Consider the following 16,132-nt stretch of genomic DNA (forward strand, 5'->3'; position numbering starts at 1 on the left):
GGATAGTTTAGGATGGTCTAAGATAACTGGAGGATGGGCGATGGCAGTAGAATTGCCACCACACGTCAAAAAGTATCTCGACGACATGGAGGTCTCGGCGGATGCCCTCCCAGAGGACGCGTGGGAGACATTTGCCAGTCTCTCGGGGGGCGAGATAGCCCTTCTAAGGAAGCTGGGGAAGGACCTGGAGGAAGCAGATGTCGGCATCGTCATCAAGGTTCACTAGCCGAGCTTCTTAACCACCGGGCTGCTTCTTAACCACCGGGATGCCGGCATGAACGGGATCGAGGTTGGGGCCGCTAGTACGCCGAGCGTTCGTCTCCGGCGGAAGATTAATCTTGTGGTGCAACCATACGCAAAGTCATGTCGCACCCTTGTGACGCATCCTAGGCTTGCTGACTTTTGGCCGCAGTTCCTGCTCACTCAGCACCAGATCATTCGTGCAACGGTGCCGTTGACGGAAGTAGCAGCGGAGCGAGCCGAGAAAATGGCGGCCGCTGACCCTATCGCGTCCGGTCTGGCCCGATATCTGGAGGAGCATGTCAAGGAGGAGTTGGGGCATGATGACTTGCTGCTCGATGACCTCGAACTGCTAGGTGTGAAGCGGGCGACGGCGCTGAGCCGCATACCATCCCCCTCGGTCGCGAGCCTTGTGGGAGCGCAGTACTACTGGATCCATCACCATCACCCTGTCGCGTTCCTTGGTTTCGTCGCGCTGATGGAGGGACACCCGCCGACACCGACGCTGATCCAGACGCTGATTTCCGCAACGGGGTTTCCGCATGCGGCTTTCCAGACGCTCATCGACCACGGTGAGCTCGATCCCGGACACCGCGACCGGCTCTACCGCACGATCGACGCCCTGCCCCTGACAGCCGAGCACGAAACCGTCATGGGCATCTCCGCCATGCATGGCGCCACGCTTCTTCCATCCACGATCGAGGAGATCCTCGAACAGGGGTAGCGAGGCGGCAATTGGGAAATCAACATGGCCTCCGGCAGCGCGAATGATGGAAATGATCTGCCGCGCCTTGCACGGATCGACCCACGCCTGTTCGATCTTCTCTTCAGCGGCTGCAAGGTCGAACGCTACGCGGTTGGTCAGCATCTCTTCGTTCAGGAAGATCAATCCGATCGCATTTACGGGGTGATGAGCGGGACGGTGGAGATCTCGATCTATTCGCAGGGAGGCCAGAGGCTGGTGGCCAATATCGAGCTTGCGCACAGCCTGGTGGGAGAGGTTGGCGCACTCGACGGGCGCCCGCGCACCGCAACCGCCATCTGCCTCACCGCTTGCGATCTGGCCTCGCTGGGCAGGACGCAACTCTTCGATCGCATTGAAAGAAACCCATCGCTGGCACGTGCCATGATTGAGCTGTTGTGCGCACGGCTGCGTTGGATCAGCAGCGAACTTGGGGATCATGCTTTCTTCGGCATTGAGGCGAGGCTGGCAAAGCGACTGATCTTCCTGGCTGGCGTAATGGCGGATGGGTCAGGCTGGATACCGATTTCCCAGTCCGAATTGGCGGAGTTCCTCGGCGCCACGCGCGAGTCCGTCAACAAGACGCTTAACAATTGGCGCAACCGCTCGATCATCGCAATCAAGCGCGGCGGCCTGCGAATAACCAATTTCGGCGCTCTTCGTCATTTGGCCGAGTCACAGAACGACAACTGATGTCGCCAATTCACAAGGGTGGAATGAGGGCCACCAAATCGGATGTCATTCCCGCCTGAGGCGGGAGAGCGGTGGCGCTGACCACCGCTCCCCACTTGTATCTCAGTTGCGGCAATTGGGGCTGACAGGGTCATACTGGTGCGGGCTAACCCCCATGCAATTGGAGTTCGAAACGCCACCAGCCAACCCGATCGATCCTGTCTGGAACCCATACACCGCTTCTTCTGAAGCCAATGGATGTTGGCCCTTGACCTCTCCCGGGGCCTCGAAGTCGCCATTGTCGGCACGAAGGCTGTGGACGAAGGTCGAGTCGATCGCGAACGAAGGCGCCGTAAGCATAAGCAATGCCGATGCAACTGTAATTATCTTGTACATTTTGATCTCCTTTGTTTGGTTCCACCACAATTATTATGAATAGAACGAAAATTTATCCTATTTGCAAAAGACTTACCCTCTCGTTTATCTGATCTCTTTTCTGCAAGATCCATTCGCAAGGGCGGATAAATTTCTGTTCTGGCATATGTTGTGCGCCACGCACGAATTTGTATGTGAAGGAGTTCACAAGAGGCCGCCAATATGACGTAGCCCGCCTTTCGAGAGGCGCGTGGAACAGATCCATCGCGAGAGCGACGACACGACAATCGATTGCAAAAGCTCAGGGGGTGATCGAGGCGTCGAGCTTCTCGATCCCAAAGACGGCCCACTTTGCGGCAGCCGCTGTTACGCGATAACCTCCCGGTCCGTGTCATCAGGACCATCAAGAAGATGTCGTCATCATTCCTCGGCCTTCCCGATCGCCTCGCCGACGGCCGCACGCCCCGCGCGGTGATCTTCGGAGCCGGCCATGGCAGCACCTATCCCGGCAAGGACAGCAGCGGGCATGCCTTGGCCGCCTTCGCGATACGCGCGGCCAGCCAGGGCGATGCTCCGCTCGTCGAGCACTGGGATTTCGATCTCGGCGGTCCGTTGTTCGACGGCAAGCCGGTCTGCTGCGTCGACGCCGGCGACATTTCGACCATCCTGCACGACAATGCCGAAAACAGGGTCCGGATCGAAGCCAAGACGCGTGAAGTCTTGGCCTTGCCGGCCGTGCCAATCCTGATTGGCGGTGACGATTCCGTCGTCACTCCGTTCCTTGCCGGCTTTGCCGATCACGGACCGATCTGGATCCTGCAGATCGATGCCCATATTGACTGGCGCGACGAGGTGCATGGCGAACGCTACGGCTATTCGAGCCCGATGCGGCGGGCGAGTGAGATGGCGCATGTCGCGGGCATGGTGCAGGTCGGCCTGCGCAGCGTCGGCAGCGCGCGCCTCGCTGAAATCGAAGCGGCGCGGCACTATGGCAGCCGTTTCGTGACCGCCCGCGAAATTCATGCTCAAGGCGTGGAAGCGGCACTCAGGCACATTCCGGAAGGCGCGCGGGTCGTCGTCACCTTCGACTGCGACAGCCTTGATCCTGGCATCATGCCGGGCGTGGCGGCGCGTACGCCGGGCGGCCTCACCTACACGCAGGCGATCGACCTGATCGCCGGCCTCGGCAAGCGGGCCAGGGTCGCGGGATTCGACCTTGTCGAACTCTATCCGCCCGCCGATATCGACGGAATGTCAGCCCTGACCGCAGCGCGTCTTCTCGTCAATGTGATCGGCGCAATCGTCAGGCAGGTTTGAAAACCGACTTTCCTCTGTTTCGAGCAAGCAGGCCGCAATTGACCGTCAAATAGACGGTGACCACAAGGCTTACCCGCTATGTGGCGCCGGCCGCCGAGATGCGCCGATGGACACCGTCCAGGCGGCGACAACACGACCGAAGCCGGATCTTCGGCTACGGATTTGAGCCCGCTAACGATGGCAGCCGTGAGCGTGCCTGTGCCGATGAAGCCAAGTTTCATTTGATGCCCCACGGCGTTGGTTCTTCGGTTGGCCGTCCATGATCACCGCCGCTCCTGCTCCAGGCTGATCCGGTAACCCAGAGAACGCTTCGCTCCCGGCTCGATCAGCATCACGCCAGGTTTCTCGCTGAACTCGCCGTCGAAATCGGCTGGGCTTGCAATGCCGCGCCAAGGTTCGATGCACAGGAACGGCGCGCCGCCCGGTTTGGACCAGATGCCCAGTTCCTCTGCTCCCTGCCATGACATCTCGATCGCCGGACCGTGGTCGGCGGCGTAGCGCACGCTGGTGCTGGCGGGCCGGTCCAGAATGACGGCGTCGTCATAGAACAGGCGTTCGGACAGCGAAAGCGTCTTGCCTTCGATGGGTGTCGGCCGCGGTGCCGGGAGCAAAAGGCCGTCCTTCAGCCGGCGGATCGGCGCTGGCTCGGCCTCCGCAAAGGTCAGCCGATAGGCCTCCTTGGGCAATTCCGGCAGCAATGGCCAGTTGAATGCCGGATGCGCACCGATCGAAGCCGGCAATGGCTCGTCACCGGTGTTGGTGATCTCGAAGGTCACGCCAAGCTGCTGGCGGTCGAGCGTGTAGGTCACGGCGAGGCGGAAGGCGAAAGGATAGTGCGCGCGCGTGTCGGCGTCGTCGGTGAGGATCAGCGTGCAGGACCGAGGCCCCCTCTCCTCCCAGGTGAATGGCTTGTCGCGGGCGAAGCCGTGCTGTGTCATCGGATAGGTGTGGCCGCGATGGCGCAGTTGGTCGCCCTTCAGCCGGCCGACGATCGGGAACAGCACCGGCGAATGGCGCCGCCACTCTGGTCCGGCCTGCCACAGGAACTCAAACCCTTGCGCATCCTGCAGCGAGACCAGTTCGGCACCCTGCCCGACTATGACAGCCGAGATGCCGTCGCCACGAAGCGTTTGGCTGTCCTGTGCCATATGTCCTCGCGGGCCGGCGTTGAAGCTGGCGGCAGACTAGCAAAAGCTCCCAGGGACTCAAGCCGGGTCTTGCCTGAACGGATTGGGCCGGAACGAATTGTGGCCGGAGGATTTCTCCTCCGGCCACCTCTCCGCATCAAGGGCGAGAACCCCACCCTTGCCCACAGCGGACAGTCGTTACTCCCGCTCGCCGGTGAAATTCAGCAGCAGCTGGAAGATGTTGATGAAGTTCAGGTAGAGCGAGAAGGCCCCGAAGACGGCGAGCTTCTGGCGCGATTCCGCGTCGAAATTCTCGGCATACTGTTCCTTGATCGTCTGCGTGTCCCAGGCGGTCAGGCCGATGAAGACAGCGATGCCGATCACCGAGATGGCAAACTGCAGCGCGGTCGAGCCAAGGAAGATGTTGACGATGCTGGCGATCACCACGCCGATCAGGCCCATGATCAGGAACGACGAGAACTGCGTCAGGTCACGCCTGGTCGTGTAGCCATAGAGGCTGGTGGCGCCGAACATGGTGGCGGCGATGAAGAAGGTGCGGGCAATGCTGGTTCCGGTGAAGACCAGGAACACGGAGGCGAGCGACAGGCCCATCACCGCGCAGAAGGCCCAGAACATCATCTGGGCGCTGGCCGCCGACATGGTCTGCATCTTGAACGAAAACAGCATGACGAAGGCGAGCGGCGCCAGCATCACCACCCACTTCAGCGGGCTGGAGAAGATCGGCACGTAGAGCGCCGGCGTCGACGACACCAGGAAGGCGACAAGGCCGGTGACCACGAGGCCAAGGCCCATATAGTTGTAGACGCGCAGCATGTGCTGGCGCAGGCCCTCGTCAAAGACGGCTCCGGTTTGGGCGCCGGTGCCAACGCGATATCCCAGATTGGGCGTATTCATCTGCAGTCTCCTTTGGATCGGTCAGTAAAGTGTTCTGGCGAGCGTCTCGGCGGCGCGGTCGAGGTCATGAACTCCGCTCTTTGCGACCACCGCGTAGGCAACCTCGCCGATCTGAAAATAGGCCGAGGAAATATCGCCCGAGGGCGTGACGGTCGGCTTGACCACGTCGAAGGTTCCCGGCCGGATCGCAAACAGCGACACCAGCCCCATATCCTTGGTGTCCAAAGCCATCTCGACGCTCGGACCAAAGCGTGACGGATAGATCTGCACGTCGCGCACCTTCCAATCCTTGGGCAGCGAGGGCATGACGATCGCTGTGGCGGCGCGGATCTCTCCGGCATTGTAATTGGGCGCTTCCGGCTGCGAGGGCATGGCTTCGCGCACCAGCGTCGTCCTGTGCGCCCGCACCGCCTCGTCGACATAAGCGGGAGGCTGCGGCGAAGCGACGACCTTGGTCACAGACATCGGCCCGATGATGCCGTTCGCCAGCCAACCGGCGGCAACGAAGGCGGCAACGGCGGCAGCGCGCTGCAACACGCCGAAGATGCGGCCGCGGGCAAGCCCCCTCTCCAGACGCCGCGCCGCGTCAGCGGTCGCCGGCCGCGCCATGCCCTTGGAGCCGGCGAGCGCCACGCGCAGTTCGTCGCGGGTCCGCAGATCCGACATCACGCGTGCGGCAGCCTCCGGACGCGTGGACAGGAAAGCTTCCACCTCGATGCGGCGGGTGACATCCAGTTGCTCGTCGACATAGGCGTCGAGGTCGGTGTCCGTAACGGGGTCGACAAGAGCGGTCATTGCTCACCTCCCACGATCCTGAGATGATTCTTGCCGCGCCCCGGGGCGGCGTCTTCCATCTGGCGCAAGGCGGCGCGCGCCCTGCCGATGCGCGACATCAGCGTACCCAGCGGCACGCCCGTGGCATTGGCCGCCTGCTGATAGGAAAGCCCTTCGATGGCGACCAGATGCAGCGCCGAACGCTGCTCTTCCGGCAGGTTGAAAAAGGCATCCCGCACCTGCGCCAGGCGCACCGAATGCTCCTGCGGAGCTGGCGTGGCGGTGTCGGCGAGGTATCCGGCCTGTTCGATGCGCGCCGCTTCCGATCGGCGCGAGCGCATGCGGTCGACAAAGGCGTTGTGGACGATCGAGAGCAGCCACGCCCGCAGGTTTCCGCCGGAGCGGAAAGTGCCGCGCCGCTCATAGGCGCGCACCAGCGCGTCATGCACGAGATCCTCGGCATCCGCACTGTCGCGGGTCAGCGACTGCGCGTAGCGCCGCAGCGATCCGAGCTGTCCTATGATGTCAAAGCGTGGCATCGACCGTTTCATGCCCTGTTTACGGAGCATGTGGGGATTTTAATCCCGACCTTGCCATTTTTCTTCGACGGGCTCTTCGGAGGACATAGTTGCAGTACCCTGGCCCAGCGCGGCTCTCAGGGGCGAAATGGTTTTGCCGGTTTGGGCGTAGTCACGCCGCAGGCGCGCAACACCCATCTGCGGCCGTCGCTGCGAAAATCGGTGATGCTCAGCGGCTCGATGTCGATCTTCCAACAGGCGGCAAGCGGAGCACCCAGAACATGCACGATCGCGGTGCGGATGACGCTGGCATGGGTCAGCGCGATCGTATGGCCACGCTCGGCGATTAGCCGGTTCATCAAGTTGGAGGCCCGATGGGCAACGTCGGCCTGCGACTCGCCGCCATGCGGCGACCCATTGGGGTCTGTCAGCCAGGCAGCCACGCCCTCGGGCGCCTCCGCCTGAACCTCCTCAAAGCTCTTGCCGACCCAGCTTCCATGATCCTGATCCGCCAGAAGGGGTTCGACCGATGCGTCCAACCCCAGCGCCTCGGCGGTCTGCCGGGCACGAAGCGAGGGCGCTGTCCACACGCGTTCGGCGCGACGCAGCGTTCCGCGTATCGCCTTCGCCTGCGTCAGCGAGCGCGCCTCCAACGGCTCGTCCGCAGGAAACGCCCCCAGGCGTGTCGCGGCCGTGGCGCCGCTGCAGATCATCGTCAGCCGTACCAGCATGAAGCAGTCATCCCCAAGCCGCTTTCGAAGCGGCGCATACGCTGCGATTAGAATAGCGGCTGTCGCTTCGATCGAAAGGCCACACCCTTGGATACCGCCTTCTGTTTCGCAAAACTAAAACCGCTGGTGCATCACGCTCGATTTGCGTATCACTCCGCCGCGCCAACGGAACCATAGTGATGTTCGAAGACCTGCAGCCAGCTCCCGCCGACAAGATCCTGGCCTTGATCGGCCTCTATCGCGCCGATCCGCGGCCCAACAAGGTCGACCTCGGCGTCGGCGTCTACAAGGATCGCGACGGCAAGACGCCGGTCATGCGCGCCGTGCGCGAGGCCGAAAAGCGGCTGCTGAGCAGCCAGGATACCAAGACCTATCTTGGCCTTGCCGGCGATGTCGGCTTCAACGCGGTGATGGCCAAGCTCGCCTTCGGCCCGGGCGCGGACATGACGCGCATCCGGGCGGCACAGGCGCCTGGCGGCTCCGGTGCGCTGCGCCTGGTGGCGGAACTGCTGAAGCGGACGCGCTCGGATGCCACCGTCTGGCTATCGGACCCGACCTGGCCGAACCATATGCCGGTGATGCGCGCCGCCGGCCTCCAGATCCGCGAATACCCCTATTTCGATGCGGCCTCGGGTGCGGTTCGTTTCGACGACATGCTGGCGGCGTTGCGCACGGCCAAGAGCGGCGACGTGGTGCTGCTGCATGGCTGCTGCCACAACCCGACCGGCGCCAACCTGGATGCGGCGCAGTGGGAGGCCGTCACCGCCCTCGTCGTCGAGCGCGGTCTGCTGCCGTTCGTCGACATCGCCTATCAGGGCTTTGGCGACGGGCTCGAGGCCGACGCTCTCGGCCTGCGGCTGCTGGCGGCGAAGGTTCCGGAAATGGTCGTCGCGTCAAGCTGCTCGAAGAATTTCGCCGTCTATCGCGACCGTGTCGGCGCGGCGATGGTCCTGGCCAGGGACAGTGCCCAGGCGGATGTGGCGATGAGCCAGATGCTCTCGGCTGCACGCGCCATGTATTCGATGCCGCCGGACCATGGTGCCGCGGCGGTGCGCATCGTGCTGGAAGACGCTGGCCTGCGTGCCGACTGGGAAGCCGAGCTCGAGGAGATGCGTCTGCGCATGCTGAGGCTTCGCGTGGCTTTCGCCGAGGCGTTGCGCCGGCAGTCCAACTCCGACCGCTTCGACTTCGTCGCCAGCCATCGCGGCATGTTCTCGCGGCTTGGCCTCACGGAAGCGCAGGTCGAACGGCTGCGCACCGAACATGGCGTCTACATGGTCGGCGACAGCCGCATCAATGTCGCCGGACTGCCCGAGGATGGGATGGACGACCTCGCCAAGGCCATCGTCTCCGTACTCGACTGAAGCGGCTCACCTGTGGACAAGGGCCCCTCGCCGGCTGACAACATTGGCCGCGCGTCGGGCCGCAGGATAGCATGCGCCGCATGACGCCATCGAAAGACATTTCGCGCCTGATCGAGATCATGGCGGCGCTGCGCGCGCCGAAGACAGGCTGTCCCTGGGACATCGAGCAGGATTTCTCGACCATCGCCCCCTACACGATCGAGGAAGCCTATGAGGTGGCGGATGCCATCGCCCGTGGTGATCTCGATGACCTGCGCGACGAACTCGGCGATCTCCTGCTGCAGGTCGTCTATCACGCGCAAATGGCCGAGGAAGCGGGTGAATTCGCCTTCCCGGACGTGGTCCAGGCCATCACCACCAAGATGATCCGTCGCCACCCGCATGTCTTTGGCGACGAAAAGGCCCGCAGCGCCGGCATGGCCAAGGGCATGTGGGAAAAGATCAAGGCCGAGGAGAAGGCGGAGAAGCGGCAAGCCCGCCTCGCGCGCGGTCTTGACCCCGAAGACAATGGCAAAGGGTTTCTGGACAGTGTTCCGGTCGCCCTGCCAGCTTTGACGCGGGCGCTAAAACTTCAGGAGAAGGCTGCGCGTGTCGGCTTCGACTGGAGCGAGGCGGCCCCCATCCTCGACAAGATCGAGGAAGAGATCGGGGAATTGCGCGAGGCACTTGCCAAGGGCGACGCGGCGTCGATCAAGGACGAGTTCGGCGACATGCTGTTCGCCGTCGTCAATCTCGGGCGGCATCTCAAGCTCGATTCGGAAGCGGCGCTGAGCGGTACGAATGAGAAATTCCGCTCACGCTTCCACTATGTCGAGCAGGCCCTGGAAAAGTCGGGCAATACGCTGGAAAAGGCCACCCTGGCCGAGATGGAAGCGCTCTGGCAGGAAGCGAAGAGCGCGAAGTAGACCTGTCAACCAGACGGAGTGCGCTGCACGCTTTCCCGGAATTACTCCGGGCTACCCGTTGTTTTTACGACGCAATCGGCTCTCGATCTCTTCGCGCGCACTTTGTGTCGCCTTGAGCGAGATGGTGGCGCTGCCGTCGTTATTGTCGGTGCGCGAAACAATATCGCCATTGCGATAAAGCCAGTCGACAAGACCGAACTGCGCCGGCTCGATCGTCACCGTCAGGTCTTCGAGTTCGCCCGCCATGCGTGTCTCGATGATTGACTTTAGCGCATCGATGCCCTCGCCGGTTACGGCAGATACGGCGATCGGCGGCCCCTTGTTGCCGTCGGCGGCGTCGGCAAGCAGGCGGTTCCTGTTGCCTTCGTCGAGCAGATCGATCTTGTTCCAGACTTCGATCACGCGCTTGGTATCGCCGGCGTCGACACCGAGGTCGGCCAGGATGCGTTCGACATCCTCGGCCTGTGCGGCCGTGTCGGGATCGGAAATGTCGCGCAGGTGGATGACGAGATCGGCCTCGACCACCTCTTCCAGCGTCGCGCGAAAGGCGGCGATCAGATGCGTCGGCAGGTCCGAGATGAAACCGACCGTGTCCGACAGGATGATCGGCGTGCCATGCGGCAGGCGCACGCGGCGCAGCGTCGGGTCGAGCGTGGCGAACAGCATGTCCTGCGCCAGCACGTCCGCTCCGGTCAGCCTGTTGAACAGGGTCGATTTGCCCGCATTGGTGTAGCCGACGATCGCCACCACCGGGAACGGCACCTTCTTGCGCTTGGCGCGGTGCAGATCGCGGGTACGACGAACCGTTTCCAGTTCGTGCTTCAGCTTGATGATCTTTTCCTGCAATTGCCGCCGGTCGGATTCGATCTGGGTTTCGCCGGGGCCGCCGAGGAAGCCGGCACCGCCGCGCTGACGTTCAAGGTGGGTCCAGCTGCGGACAAGGCGGCCCTTCTGGTAGTTGAGATGGGCAAGTTCGACCTGCAGCGTGCCTTCCTTGGTGCGGGCGCGCTCGCCAAAGATCTCGAGGATCAATCCGGTGCGGTCCAACACCTTGGCATGCAGCTCCTTCTCGAGATTGCGCTGCTGCACCGGGGTCAGAGGATGGTCGACGATGACCAGCTCCGCGTCCTTCTCCTTGACGATCTCGGCAAACTCTTCGACCTTGCCGCTGCCGAGCAAGGTCGCCGGGCGTGGGTCGTTGACGGTCACGACGGCCGTATGGACGGGGTCGAGATTAATGGCCCGGGCAAGGCCGACCGCCTCGTCGTGACGGGCTTCAGCCGACCGCGTCAACCGAGGACGGTTGGTGTCGTCGTCGCCGCGCGGCTGGCGGGTAAGCACGGGCACAATGACGACAGCCCGGGTCGGCCCCTTGGCTTCCGTCCCGGGATGATGTGCTGGTTTTCCGCGAACCGTAGCGTCCGCGTCTTTCTCACGTGCCAATCAGGCGCCCTGGCTTTCCTCGCCATCGAACATCTGAACCGGCTGGCTCGGCATGATCGTGGAAATGGCGTGCTTGTAGACGAGCTGGGAGTGGCCGTCGCGGCGCAACAAGACACAGAAATTGTCGAACGAAGTGACCACGCCGGTCAGCTTCACGCCGTTGATGAGGAAGATGGTGAGCGGGTTCTTGCTCTTTCGAACTGAATTCAGGAACAGGTCCTGAAGGTTTTGCGATCGTTCCGCCATTGTTCTTGTCTTTCGCCGATCCCCTTCGGTTTGCTAGCCAATGCGCCAAATTGTCGGGCACATGTCAAGCACGCAAACACCGTCTTGTCGTCAGTAACGACAAGCAGAACGAGATATATTGATGTTCATTCCACCTGTGCGGTTATCAGGCTGGACTTTTTTCCGCAACGTCAAAAAAGGCTTGCCGCAACGAAAGTGTTATTGAGCCGGGGTGTCCATTGGCGACCGGATCGCCGTCGATCGATACGACCGGCATGGCAATCGTGGTCGCGGAACTGATGAAAGCCTCGCGCGCCACCTTGGCCTCGGCAACGGAAAAACCGCGCTCCTCGATCTTCAGACCGAGCTTTGCCGCCACCTCGAACATGGTCGTGCGGGTGATGCCGCGCAGGATGCCATGGTCGGCCGGCCTGGTGACCAGGACGCCGTCCCTGGTGACGATCCAGGCGTTCGACGACCCGCCTTCCTTGACGTTGCCGTCGGTGTCGACGAACCATGCCTCCTGGGCGCCCGCTTCCTTGGCTTTCTGCTTGGCCAATACATTGGGCAGCAGTCCGACGCTCTTGATGTCAACCCGGTCCCAGCGGTTCTCGGGCACGGTGATGACCGCGATGCCTGTTTCGGCCCGCTTTGTACCGGCGGCGGGATCGGCCTTCTTGGCTGTCACCACCAGGGACGGCTTGGTGTCCGCCGACGGGAAGACAAAGTCGCGGCTGGCAACGCCGCGCGTCACCTGGACATAGACCAGACCGTTGACGACATGGTTGCGGTTGACCACTTCGCGCAGGATGAGCGGCAGCACGTTGCGCGCGACCGGCCAGGCGATCGACAGTTCGGTCAGCGAGCGGTTCAGCCGCGCAAGGTGGCGCGGCATGTCGACGATGAAGCCGCGCGCCACCTCGCAGACCTCATAGACGCCGTCGGCGAATTGATAGCCGCGATCCTCGATATGCACGGAAGCATCCGCGTGAGCGACGTAGCGCCCGTTGACATAAGCAATGCGCGGCATTGGCGACCCCTGGAGAACTCTCGGGCTTTCTTATGCGATTCCGCCTTGGCCGTAACCGGCAAATGCTTGGCCCAGGCGTGGCTGAACAGACATCGCGCCTGTCAGACTCCCAGCGACTTCAGCTTGCGGTGCAGGGCCGAGCGTTCCATGCCGATGAACTCGGCGGTCTTCGAGATGTTGCCGCCAAAGCGGTTGATCTGGGCGATCAGATAGTCCTTCTCGAACTGCTCACGCGCCTCGCGCAGCGGCAGCGCCATGATGTGCTGGTCGGACTGATTCGGCGTGCGCGGCATGACATCGCCGATCTCTGACGGCAGCAGGTCCGCGGTGATGGGCGCATCGACGTCGTCGCCCCGCGCCAGGATCATCAGCCGCTCGACATTGTTGCGCAGCTGGCGGACGTTCCCTGGCCAGTTGTGCGCCTGCAGCACGGCCAGCGCGTCATCGCCGATGCGACGCGGCTTGATACCGGCCTGGCGGGCGATCTGCTTCATGAAATTGTCGACGAGATAGGGAATATCCTCGCGCCGCTCGGCCAGTCCCGGCACCATCACGGGAACCACAGCCAAGCGATGATAAAGATCCTCGCGGAAACGGCCGTCGGCAATCATGGCTTCCAGATTCTGCGAGGTCGAGGAGATGATGCGGACATCGACCTTGACCCGCTTTGTGCCCCCTACCCGCTCGAACTGCTGCTCGACCAGCACGCGCAGAATCTTGTTCTGCGTCTCGCGCGGCATGTCTGCCACTTCATCGATGTAGAGGATGCCGCGATGGGCTTCTTCCAGCGCGCCGACCTTGCGCTCGACACCGTTCGATTCGGTGCCGAACAGTTCGATCTCCATGCGCTCGGGCGTGATGTTGGCGGCGCTCAGCGTCACGAACGGCGCGCCCTTGCGGGCCGACAGCGTGTGGATGGCTCGCGCCGCCAGTTCCTTGCCCGAGCCGGACGGGCCGATGATCATGACACGGCTGTTGGTCGGCGCGACGCGCTCGATGGTCTGACGCAACTGGCTCATCGCCGACGACATGCCGATCAAGTCGAAGGTCTCGCCGCTGCGCTGCTTGAGGTCGGACACCTCGCGCCTCAGTTTCGAGGTTTCGAGCGCGCGCTCGGCAATGAGGATCAGCCTATCGGCCTTGAACGGCTTCTCGATGAAATCATAGGCGCCACGACGGATGGCGGAGACCGCCGTTTCGATGTTTCCGTGGCCGGAGATCATCACCACCGGCAAGGTTGGATGCATGGTCTTGATCTCGTCCAGCAGCGCCAACCCGTCCAGACGCGAACCCTGCAGCCAGATGTCGAGGAAAATCAATCTCGGCGCCCGATCGGCTATGGCAGCTAGCGCGCTGTCGGCGTCGAACGCCGTGCGGGTTTCGTGACCTTCGTCGCTCAGGATACCTGCGACGAGCTCGCGGATGTCTTCCTCGTCATCGACGATGAGAATATCAGACGCCATTACCGACCTTTTCAGTTTCTCTTTCGTGTTCCGTCTTGGCCTCACCGCGCGGCGGCGTGGCGGCCGCGGGCGGCAGGATGATGCTGATCATCGCGCCGCGCCCGCCATGGAAGTCCGCAGGTGCATCATGAAGTTCCAGCCGGCCGCCATGGTCCTCCACGATCTTCTTGACGATAGCGAGACCAAGCCCGGTGCCCTTCTCTCGTGTGGTCATATAGGGCTCGAGCAGCCGTTGGCGATTCTCCCGCGGCAGGCCTTTGCCATTGTCGATGACGTCGATACGAATCGCGCCATTCTGACGGCCGGCTTGAATCCGGATTATGCCGTGCGAACCATCCTTCTGTTCCAGTCCATCGATCGCTTCGGCGGCATTCTTGATCACATTGCCGAAAGCTTGCGCCAGAAGGCGGCTGTCGAACGTGCCCTTGAGCGGTTCGTTGCCGAATATCCGCTCGAACGTGATGTCGGCCCGGCTGACTTCGACCAGGAACGAAGCCTCGCGCAGCGATTCGCGCAAATCGATGGCCTTCATCTCCGGCTTTGGCATGCGCGCGAAGGCGGAGAATTCGTCGACCATGCGGCCGATATCCTCGACCTGCCGGATGATGGTGTCGGTGCACTGGTCGAAAACCTCGCGGTCCTCGGTGATGACCTTGCCGTAACGGCGCTTGATGCGTTCGGCCGAAAGCTGGATCGGCGTCAGCGGGTTCTTGATCTCGTGGGCGATGCGGCGCGCCACGTCGGCCCAGGCGGAAGAACGCTGCGCCTGAACCAGATCGGTGATGTCGTCGACCGTCACGACGTAGGATTTCTCCTCCGATCCGTCATCGCCCGCCTCGATGGTGATCTGCACGTTGAAGGTGCGCTCGGTGCCGGCGCGGAAGAATGTCACCTGCTCGCGGTAGACGGGCTTGCCTGACTGGCGGCCGATCTCGAAGACGCGGCCGACATGCGGCAGAATGGCGGAAAGGTTCTGTCCGAGCGCGGCACTGGCGGAGATGGCCAGCATCGATTCGGCCGAACGGTTGACGATGGTGATGATGCCGTAGGGATCGACGCCGATGACGCCGGCGGTGACACCGGCAAGCACGGCTTCGGAAAAGCGCCGCCGCTCGTCGATCAGGTCCTTTGCCGACAGGATTTCGTTGCGTTGCGATTTGAGCTCGAGCAGCATCTTGTTGAAGGTGTCGCCGAGCGAGGCGACATCGCCATCGGAAGGCCTGACGGGGACAGCGACGTCGAGATTGCCGGTCGCCACCTCGTCGGCGGCACCGATGAGCTGGCGAATCGGCCGCACGAGACGGTCGGCGACGGCAATGCCGGTCCAGATCGCCGACAGGATGATGATCAGGGTCAGCGACAGATAAGGCAGCGCGAAGGCCACTTGCGAGGTGCGCCTGTTGTCTTCGAGATTGCGGTACTCGTCCGTGTTGGACCTGACGATCTGTCGCGCCTTGATCACCTCGGGATCGACCAATCGGATGGTGTAGAGGTAAAGGCCCTCGATCTCACGCAGCTTGACGATGGCGCCCATGATGTTGCGGGTGCGCGGCTCTATCAGCACCGGCCTGCCGTCGGTGGCGCTGCTGACCGAGCCTTCCGGCGGTTCCGGCATGGCGAAATCGGCATCGGTCTGGGCGCTCATGACGAACGAGCCGTCGGGTTTGATCAGCGCCGCGTGGGCCAGCGACCGGCCCACCGCCTCCTTGTTGAGGAGGTCGAGAAAGCCCGTCCGGTCAAGGCCGTAGAGCGTGCGCGACGCATCGAGGTCATAGGCCATCGACAACGTCGTGCCTTGCAGATTGCGGGCGTTTTCCTGGACATAGGCATCGGCGATCGACAGCGAGGAATTGACGATCGTCTTGGTGCGAATCTCGAACCAGCGATCGAGGCCGATATCGAGCGTGATCGAGGCAATGATCGCCACCATGATGGCGGGAATGGCGGCAACCAGCGCGAACATGGCGACGATGCGCACATGCAGCCGCGAGGCCGCCTTGCCATGCCGGCGCGCCATGACGATGCGATGCACCTCGCGCCCAACCAGGGCGCTGAGGAAGATCACGAAAGCGGCGTTGAGCGCGATCAGCGCCCAGGTCGTCCTGGCGTCAGGCGCGATCGGCGTCGCACCGACCAGGATGGTGAAGGAGATGGCCGCCATGACCAGCGCGCCGACGACCGCCACCACTCCGGGCAGCGCCAGCAAGCGGCGCCCGTCGCGCGCGCCGGGTTCGCTGAAGAGCGGTTGGTCGAGTACAGGTGCCTGCGGAGCCATATCGCCTTGGAGCCAA

Annotated in this window: 17 protein-coding genes; 6 read left to right on the forward strand and 11 right to left on the reverse strand. The window is 62.8% G+C overall.

What is annotated here, in order from left to right; translation table 11 throughout:
* Positions 1–40 precede the first annotated feature (40 nt).
* Genes EB231_RS21200 through EB231_RS21210 form a run of 3 tightly spaced genes read left to right on the forward strand, consistent with a single transcriptional unit; the run spans position 41 to position 1,675 of the window.
* The gene (locus EB231_RS21200) at positions 41–226 is read left to right on the forward strand and encodes a hypothetical protein (protein ID WP_172350579.1); all 186 of its coding nucleotides are present in this window, start codon (positions 41–43) and stop codon (positions 224–226) included.
* A gap of 48 nt (positions 227–274) precedes the next feature.
* A complete protein-coding gene (locus EB231_RS21205; RefSeq protein WP_246740693.1) occupies positions 275–964 on the forward strand; it encodes an iron-containing redox enzyme family protein in 690 nt (229 codons plus the stop codon).
* 24 nt (positions 965–988) lie between these two features.
* Positions 989–1,675 carry a Crp/Fnr family transcriptional regulator gene (locus tag EB231_RS21210; protein WP_172350580.1) on the forward strand — a complete coding sequence of 229 codons (687 nt, stop codon included), beginning with the start codon at positions 989–991 and terminating at the stop codon, positions 1,673–1,675.
* Positions 1,676–1,777: 102 nt separating this feature from the next.
* Here EB231_RS21210 and EB231_RS21215 read toward each other — a convergent pair whose 3' ends face one another.
* Positions 1,778–2,050 carry a hypothetical protein gene (locus EB231_RS21215; RefSeq protein ID WP_172350581.1) on the reverse strand — a complete coding sequence of 91 codons (273 nt, stop codon included), beginning with the start codon at positions 2,048–2,050 and terminating at the stop codon, positions 1,778–1,780.
* A 390-nt stretch (positions 2,051–2,440) separates the two neighbouring features.
* On the opposite strand from EB231_RS21215, the gene EB231_RS21220 reads away from it, so the two are divergent.
* Positions 2,441–3,346, forward strand: a complete 906-nt coding sequence (locus tag EB231_RS21220; protein WP_172350582.1) for an agmatinase — start codon at positions 2,441–2,443, stop codon at positions 3,344–3,346.
* Between the two features lie 263 nt (positions 3,347–3,609).
* Here EB231_RS21220 and EB231_RS21225 read toward each other — a convergent pair whose 3' ends face one another.
* The 5 genes from EB231_RS21225 to EB231_RS21245 all read right to left on the reverse strand — a co-directional run bounded on the left by EB231_RS21225 (position 3,610) and on the right by EB231_RS21245 (position 7,411).
* On the reverse strand, positions 3,610–4,494 hold the full coding sequence (locus EB231_RS21225) for an aldose 1-epimerase family protein (protein WP_172350583.1): 885 nt from the start codon (positions 4,492–4,494) through the stop codon (positions 3,610–3,612).
* Positions 4,495–4,671: 177 nt separating this feature from the next.
* A complete protein-coding gene (locus EB231_RS21230) occupies positions 4,672–5,388 on the reverse strand; it encodes a Bax inhibitor-1/YccA family protein (protein ID WP_056577346.1) in 717 nt (238 codons plus the stop codon).
* A gap of 21 nt (positions 5,389–5,409) precedes the next feature.
* Positions 5,410–6,183 carry an anti-sigma factor family protein gene (locus EB231_RS21235; RefSeq protein WP_172350584.1) on the reverse strand — a complete coding sequence of 258 codons (774 nt, stop codon included), beginning with the start codon at positions 6,181–6,183 and terminating at the stop codon, positions 5,410–5,412.
* Positions 6,180–6,731, reverse strand: coding sequence for a sigma-70 family RNA polymerase sigma factor (locus EB231_RS21240; protein ID WP_172350585.1), 552 nt, complete (start codon positions 6,729–6,731; stop codon positions 6,180–6,182). Before EB231_RS21240 ends, EB231_RS21235 begins: the two co-directional genes overlap by 4 nt.
* A gap of 86 nt (positions 6,732–6,817) precedes the next feature.
* Positions 6,818–7,411, reverse strand: coding sequence for a histidine phosphatase family protein (locus EB231_RS21245; protein WP_172350586.1), 594 nt, complete (start codon positions 7,409–7,411; stop codon positions 6,818–6,820).
* A 179-nt stretch (positions 7,412–7,590) separates the two neighbouring features.
* On the opposite strand from EB231_RS21245, the gene EB231_RS21250 reads away from it, so the two are divergent.
* Together EB231_RS21250 and mazG are read left to right on the forward strand one after the other, a co-directional pair.
* A complete protein-coding gene (locus EB231_RS21250) occupies positions 7,591–8,775 on the forward strand; it encodes an amino acid aminotransferase (RefSeq protein WP_172350587.1) in 1,185 nt (394 codons plus the stop codon).
* 80 nt (positions 8,776–8,855) lie between these two features.
* The gene (mazG, locus tag EB231_RS21255) at positions 8,856–9,680 is read left to right on the forward strand and encodes a nucleoside triphosphate pyrophosphohydrolase (protein ID WP_172350588.1); all 825 of its coding nucleotides are present in this window, start codon (positions 8,856–8,858) and stop codon (positions 9,678–9,680) included.
* Positions 9,681–9,731: 51 nt separating this feature from the next.
* Here mazG and hflX read toward each other — a convergent pair whose 3' ends face one another.
* From hflX to EB231_RS21280, 5 genes are all read right to left on the reverse strand, one after another.
* A complete protein-coding gene (gene hflX / locus EB231_RS21260; RefSeq protein ID WP_172350589.1) occupies positions 9,732–11,123 on the reverse strand; it encodes a GTPase HflX in 1,392 nt (463 codons plus the stop codon).
* Positions 11,124–11,369 carry an RNA chaperone Hfq gene (hfq, locus tag EB231_RS21265; protein ID WP_006202172.1) on the reverse strand — a complete coding sequence of 82 codons (246 nt, stop codon included), beginning with the start codon at positions 11,367–11,369 and terminating at the stop codon, positions 11,124–11,126.
* 145 nt (positions 11,370–11,514) lie between these two features.
* Positions 11,515–12,378 (reverse strand): D-amino-acid transaminase, encoded by an 864-nt coding sequence (locus tag EB231_RS21270; protein WP_172350590.1) that lies wholly within the window; start codon positions 12,376–12,378, stop codon positions 11,515–11,517.
* 101 nt (positions 12,379–12,479) lie between these two features.
* Positions 12,480–13,841, reverse strand: coding sequence for a nitrogen assimilation response regulator NtrX (ntrX, locus tag EB231_RS21275; protein ID WP_010909346.1), 1,362 nt, complete (start codon positions 13,839–13,841; stop codon positions 12,480–12,482).
* Positions 13,831–16,116, reverse strand: coding sequence for a sensor histidine kinase NtrY-like (locus EB231_RS21280; RefSeq protein ID WP_172350591.1), 2,286 nt, complete (start codon positions 16,114–16,116; stop codon positions 13,831–13,833). The genes ntrX and EB231_RS21280 overlap by 11 nt, the downstream gene beginning before the upstream one ends.
* Between the last annotated feature and the right edge of the window lie 16 nt (positions 16,117–16,132).

This window comes from Mesorhizobium sp. NZP2298 (genome assembly GCF_013170825.1).
In the GTDB taxonomy this organism is placed as follows: domain Bacteria; phylum Pseudomonadota; class Alphaproteobacteria; order Rhizobiales; family Rhizobiaceae; genus Mesorhizobium.

Bases quoted from the DNA above. Each gene is read 5' to 3' on its own strand.
- EB231_RS21200 (WP_172350579.1), top strand. From the start codon at position 41: ATGGCAGTAGAATTGCCACCACACGTCAAAAAGTATCTCGACGACATG.
- EB231_RS21205 (WP_246740693.1), top strand. From the start codon at position 275: ATGAACGGGATCGAGGTTGGGGCCGCTAGTACGCCGAGCGTTCGTCTC.
- EB231_RS21210 (WP_172350580.1), top strand. From the start codon at position 989: ATGGCCTCCGGCAGCGCGAATGATGGAAATGATCTGCCGCGCCTTGCA.
- EB231_RS21215 (WP_172350581.1), bottom strand. From the start codon at position 2,050: ATGTACAAGATAATTACAGTTGCATCGGCATTGCTTATGCTTACGGCG.
- EB231_RS21220 (WP_172350582.1), top strand. From the start codon at position 2,441: ATGTCGTCATCATTCCTCGGCCTTCCCGATCGCCTCGCCGACGGCCGC.
- EB231_RS21225 (WP_172350583.1), bottom strand. From the start codon at position 4,494: ATGGCACAGGACAGCCAAACGCTTCGTGGCGACGGCATCTCGGCTGTC.
- EB231_RS21230 (WP_056577346.1), bottom strand. From the start codon at position 5,388: ATGAATACGCCCAATCTGGGATATCGCGTTGGCACCGGCGCCCAAACC.
- EB231_RS21235 (WP_172350584.1), bottom strand. From the start codon at position 6,183: ATGACCGCTCTTGTCGACCCCGTTACGGACACCGACCTCGACGCCTAT.
- EB231_RS21240 (WP_172350585.1), bottom strand. From the start codon at position 6,731: ATGCTCCGTAAACAGGGCATGAAACGGTCGATGCCACGCTTTGACATC.
- EB231_RS21245 (WP_172350586.1), bottom strand. From the start codon at position 7,411: ATGCTGGTACGGCTGACGATGATCTGCAGCGGCGCCACGGCCGCGACA.
- EB231_RS21250 (WP_172350587.1), top strand. From the start codon at position 7,591: ATGTTCGAAGACCTGCAGCCAGCTCCCGCCGACAAGATCCTGGCCTTG.
- mazG (WP_172350588.1), top strand. From the start codon at position 8,856: ATGACGCCATCGAAAGACATTTCGCGCCTGATCGAGATCATGGCGGCG.
- hfq (WP_006202172.1), bottom strand. From the start codon at position 11,369: ATGGCGGAACGATCGCAAAACCTTCAGGACCTGTTCCTGAATTCAGTT.
- EB231_RS21270 (WP_172350590.1), bottom strand. From the start codon at position 12,378: ATGCCGCGCATTGCTTATGTCAACGGGCGCTACGTCGCTCACGCGGAT.
- ntrX (WP_010909346.1), bottom strand. From the start codon at position 13,841: ATGGCGTCTGATATTCTCATCGTCGATGACGAGGAAGACATCCGCGAG.
- EB231_RS21280 (WP_172350591.1), bottom strand. From the start codon at position 16,116: ATGGCTCCGCAGGCACCTGTACTCGACCAACCGCTCTTCAGCGAACCC.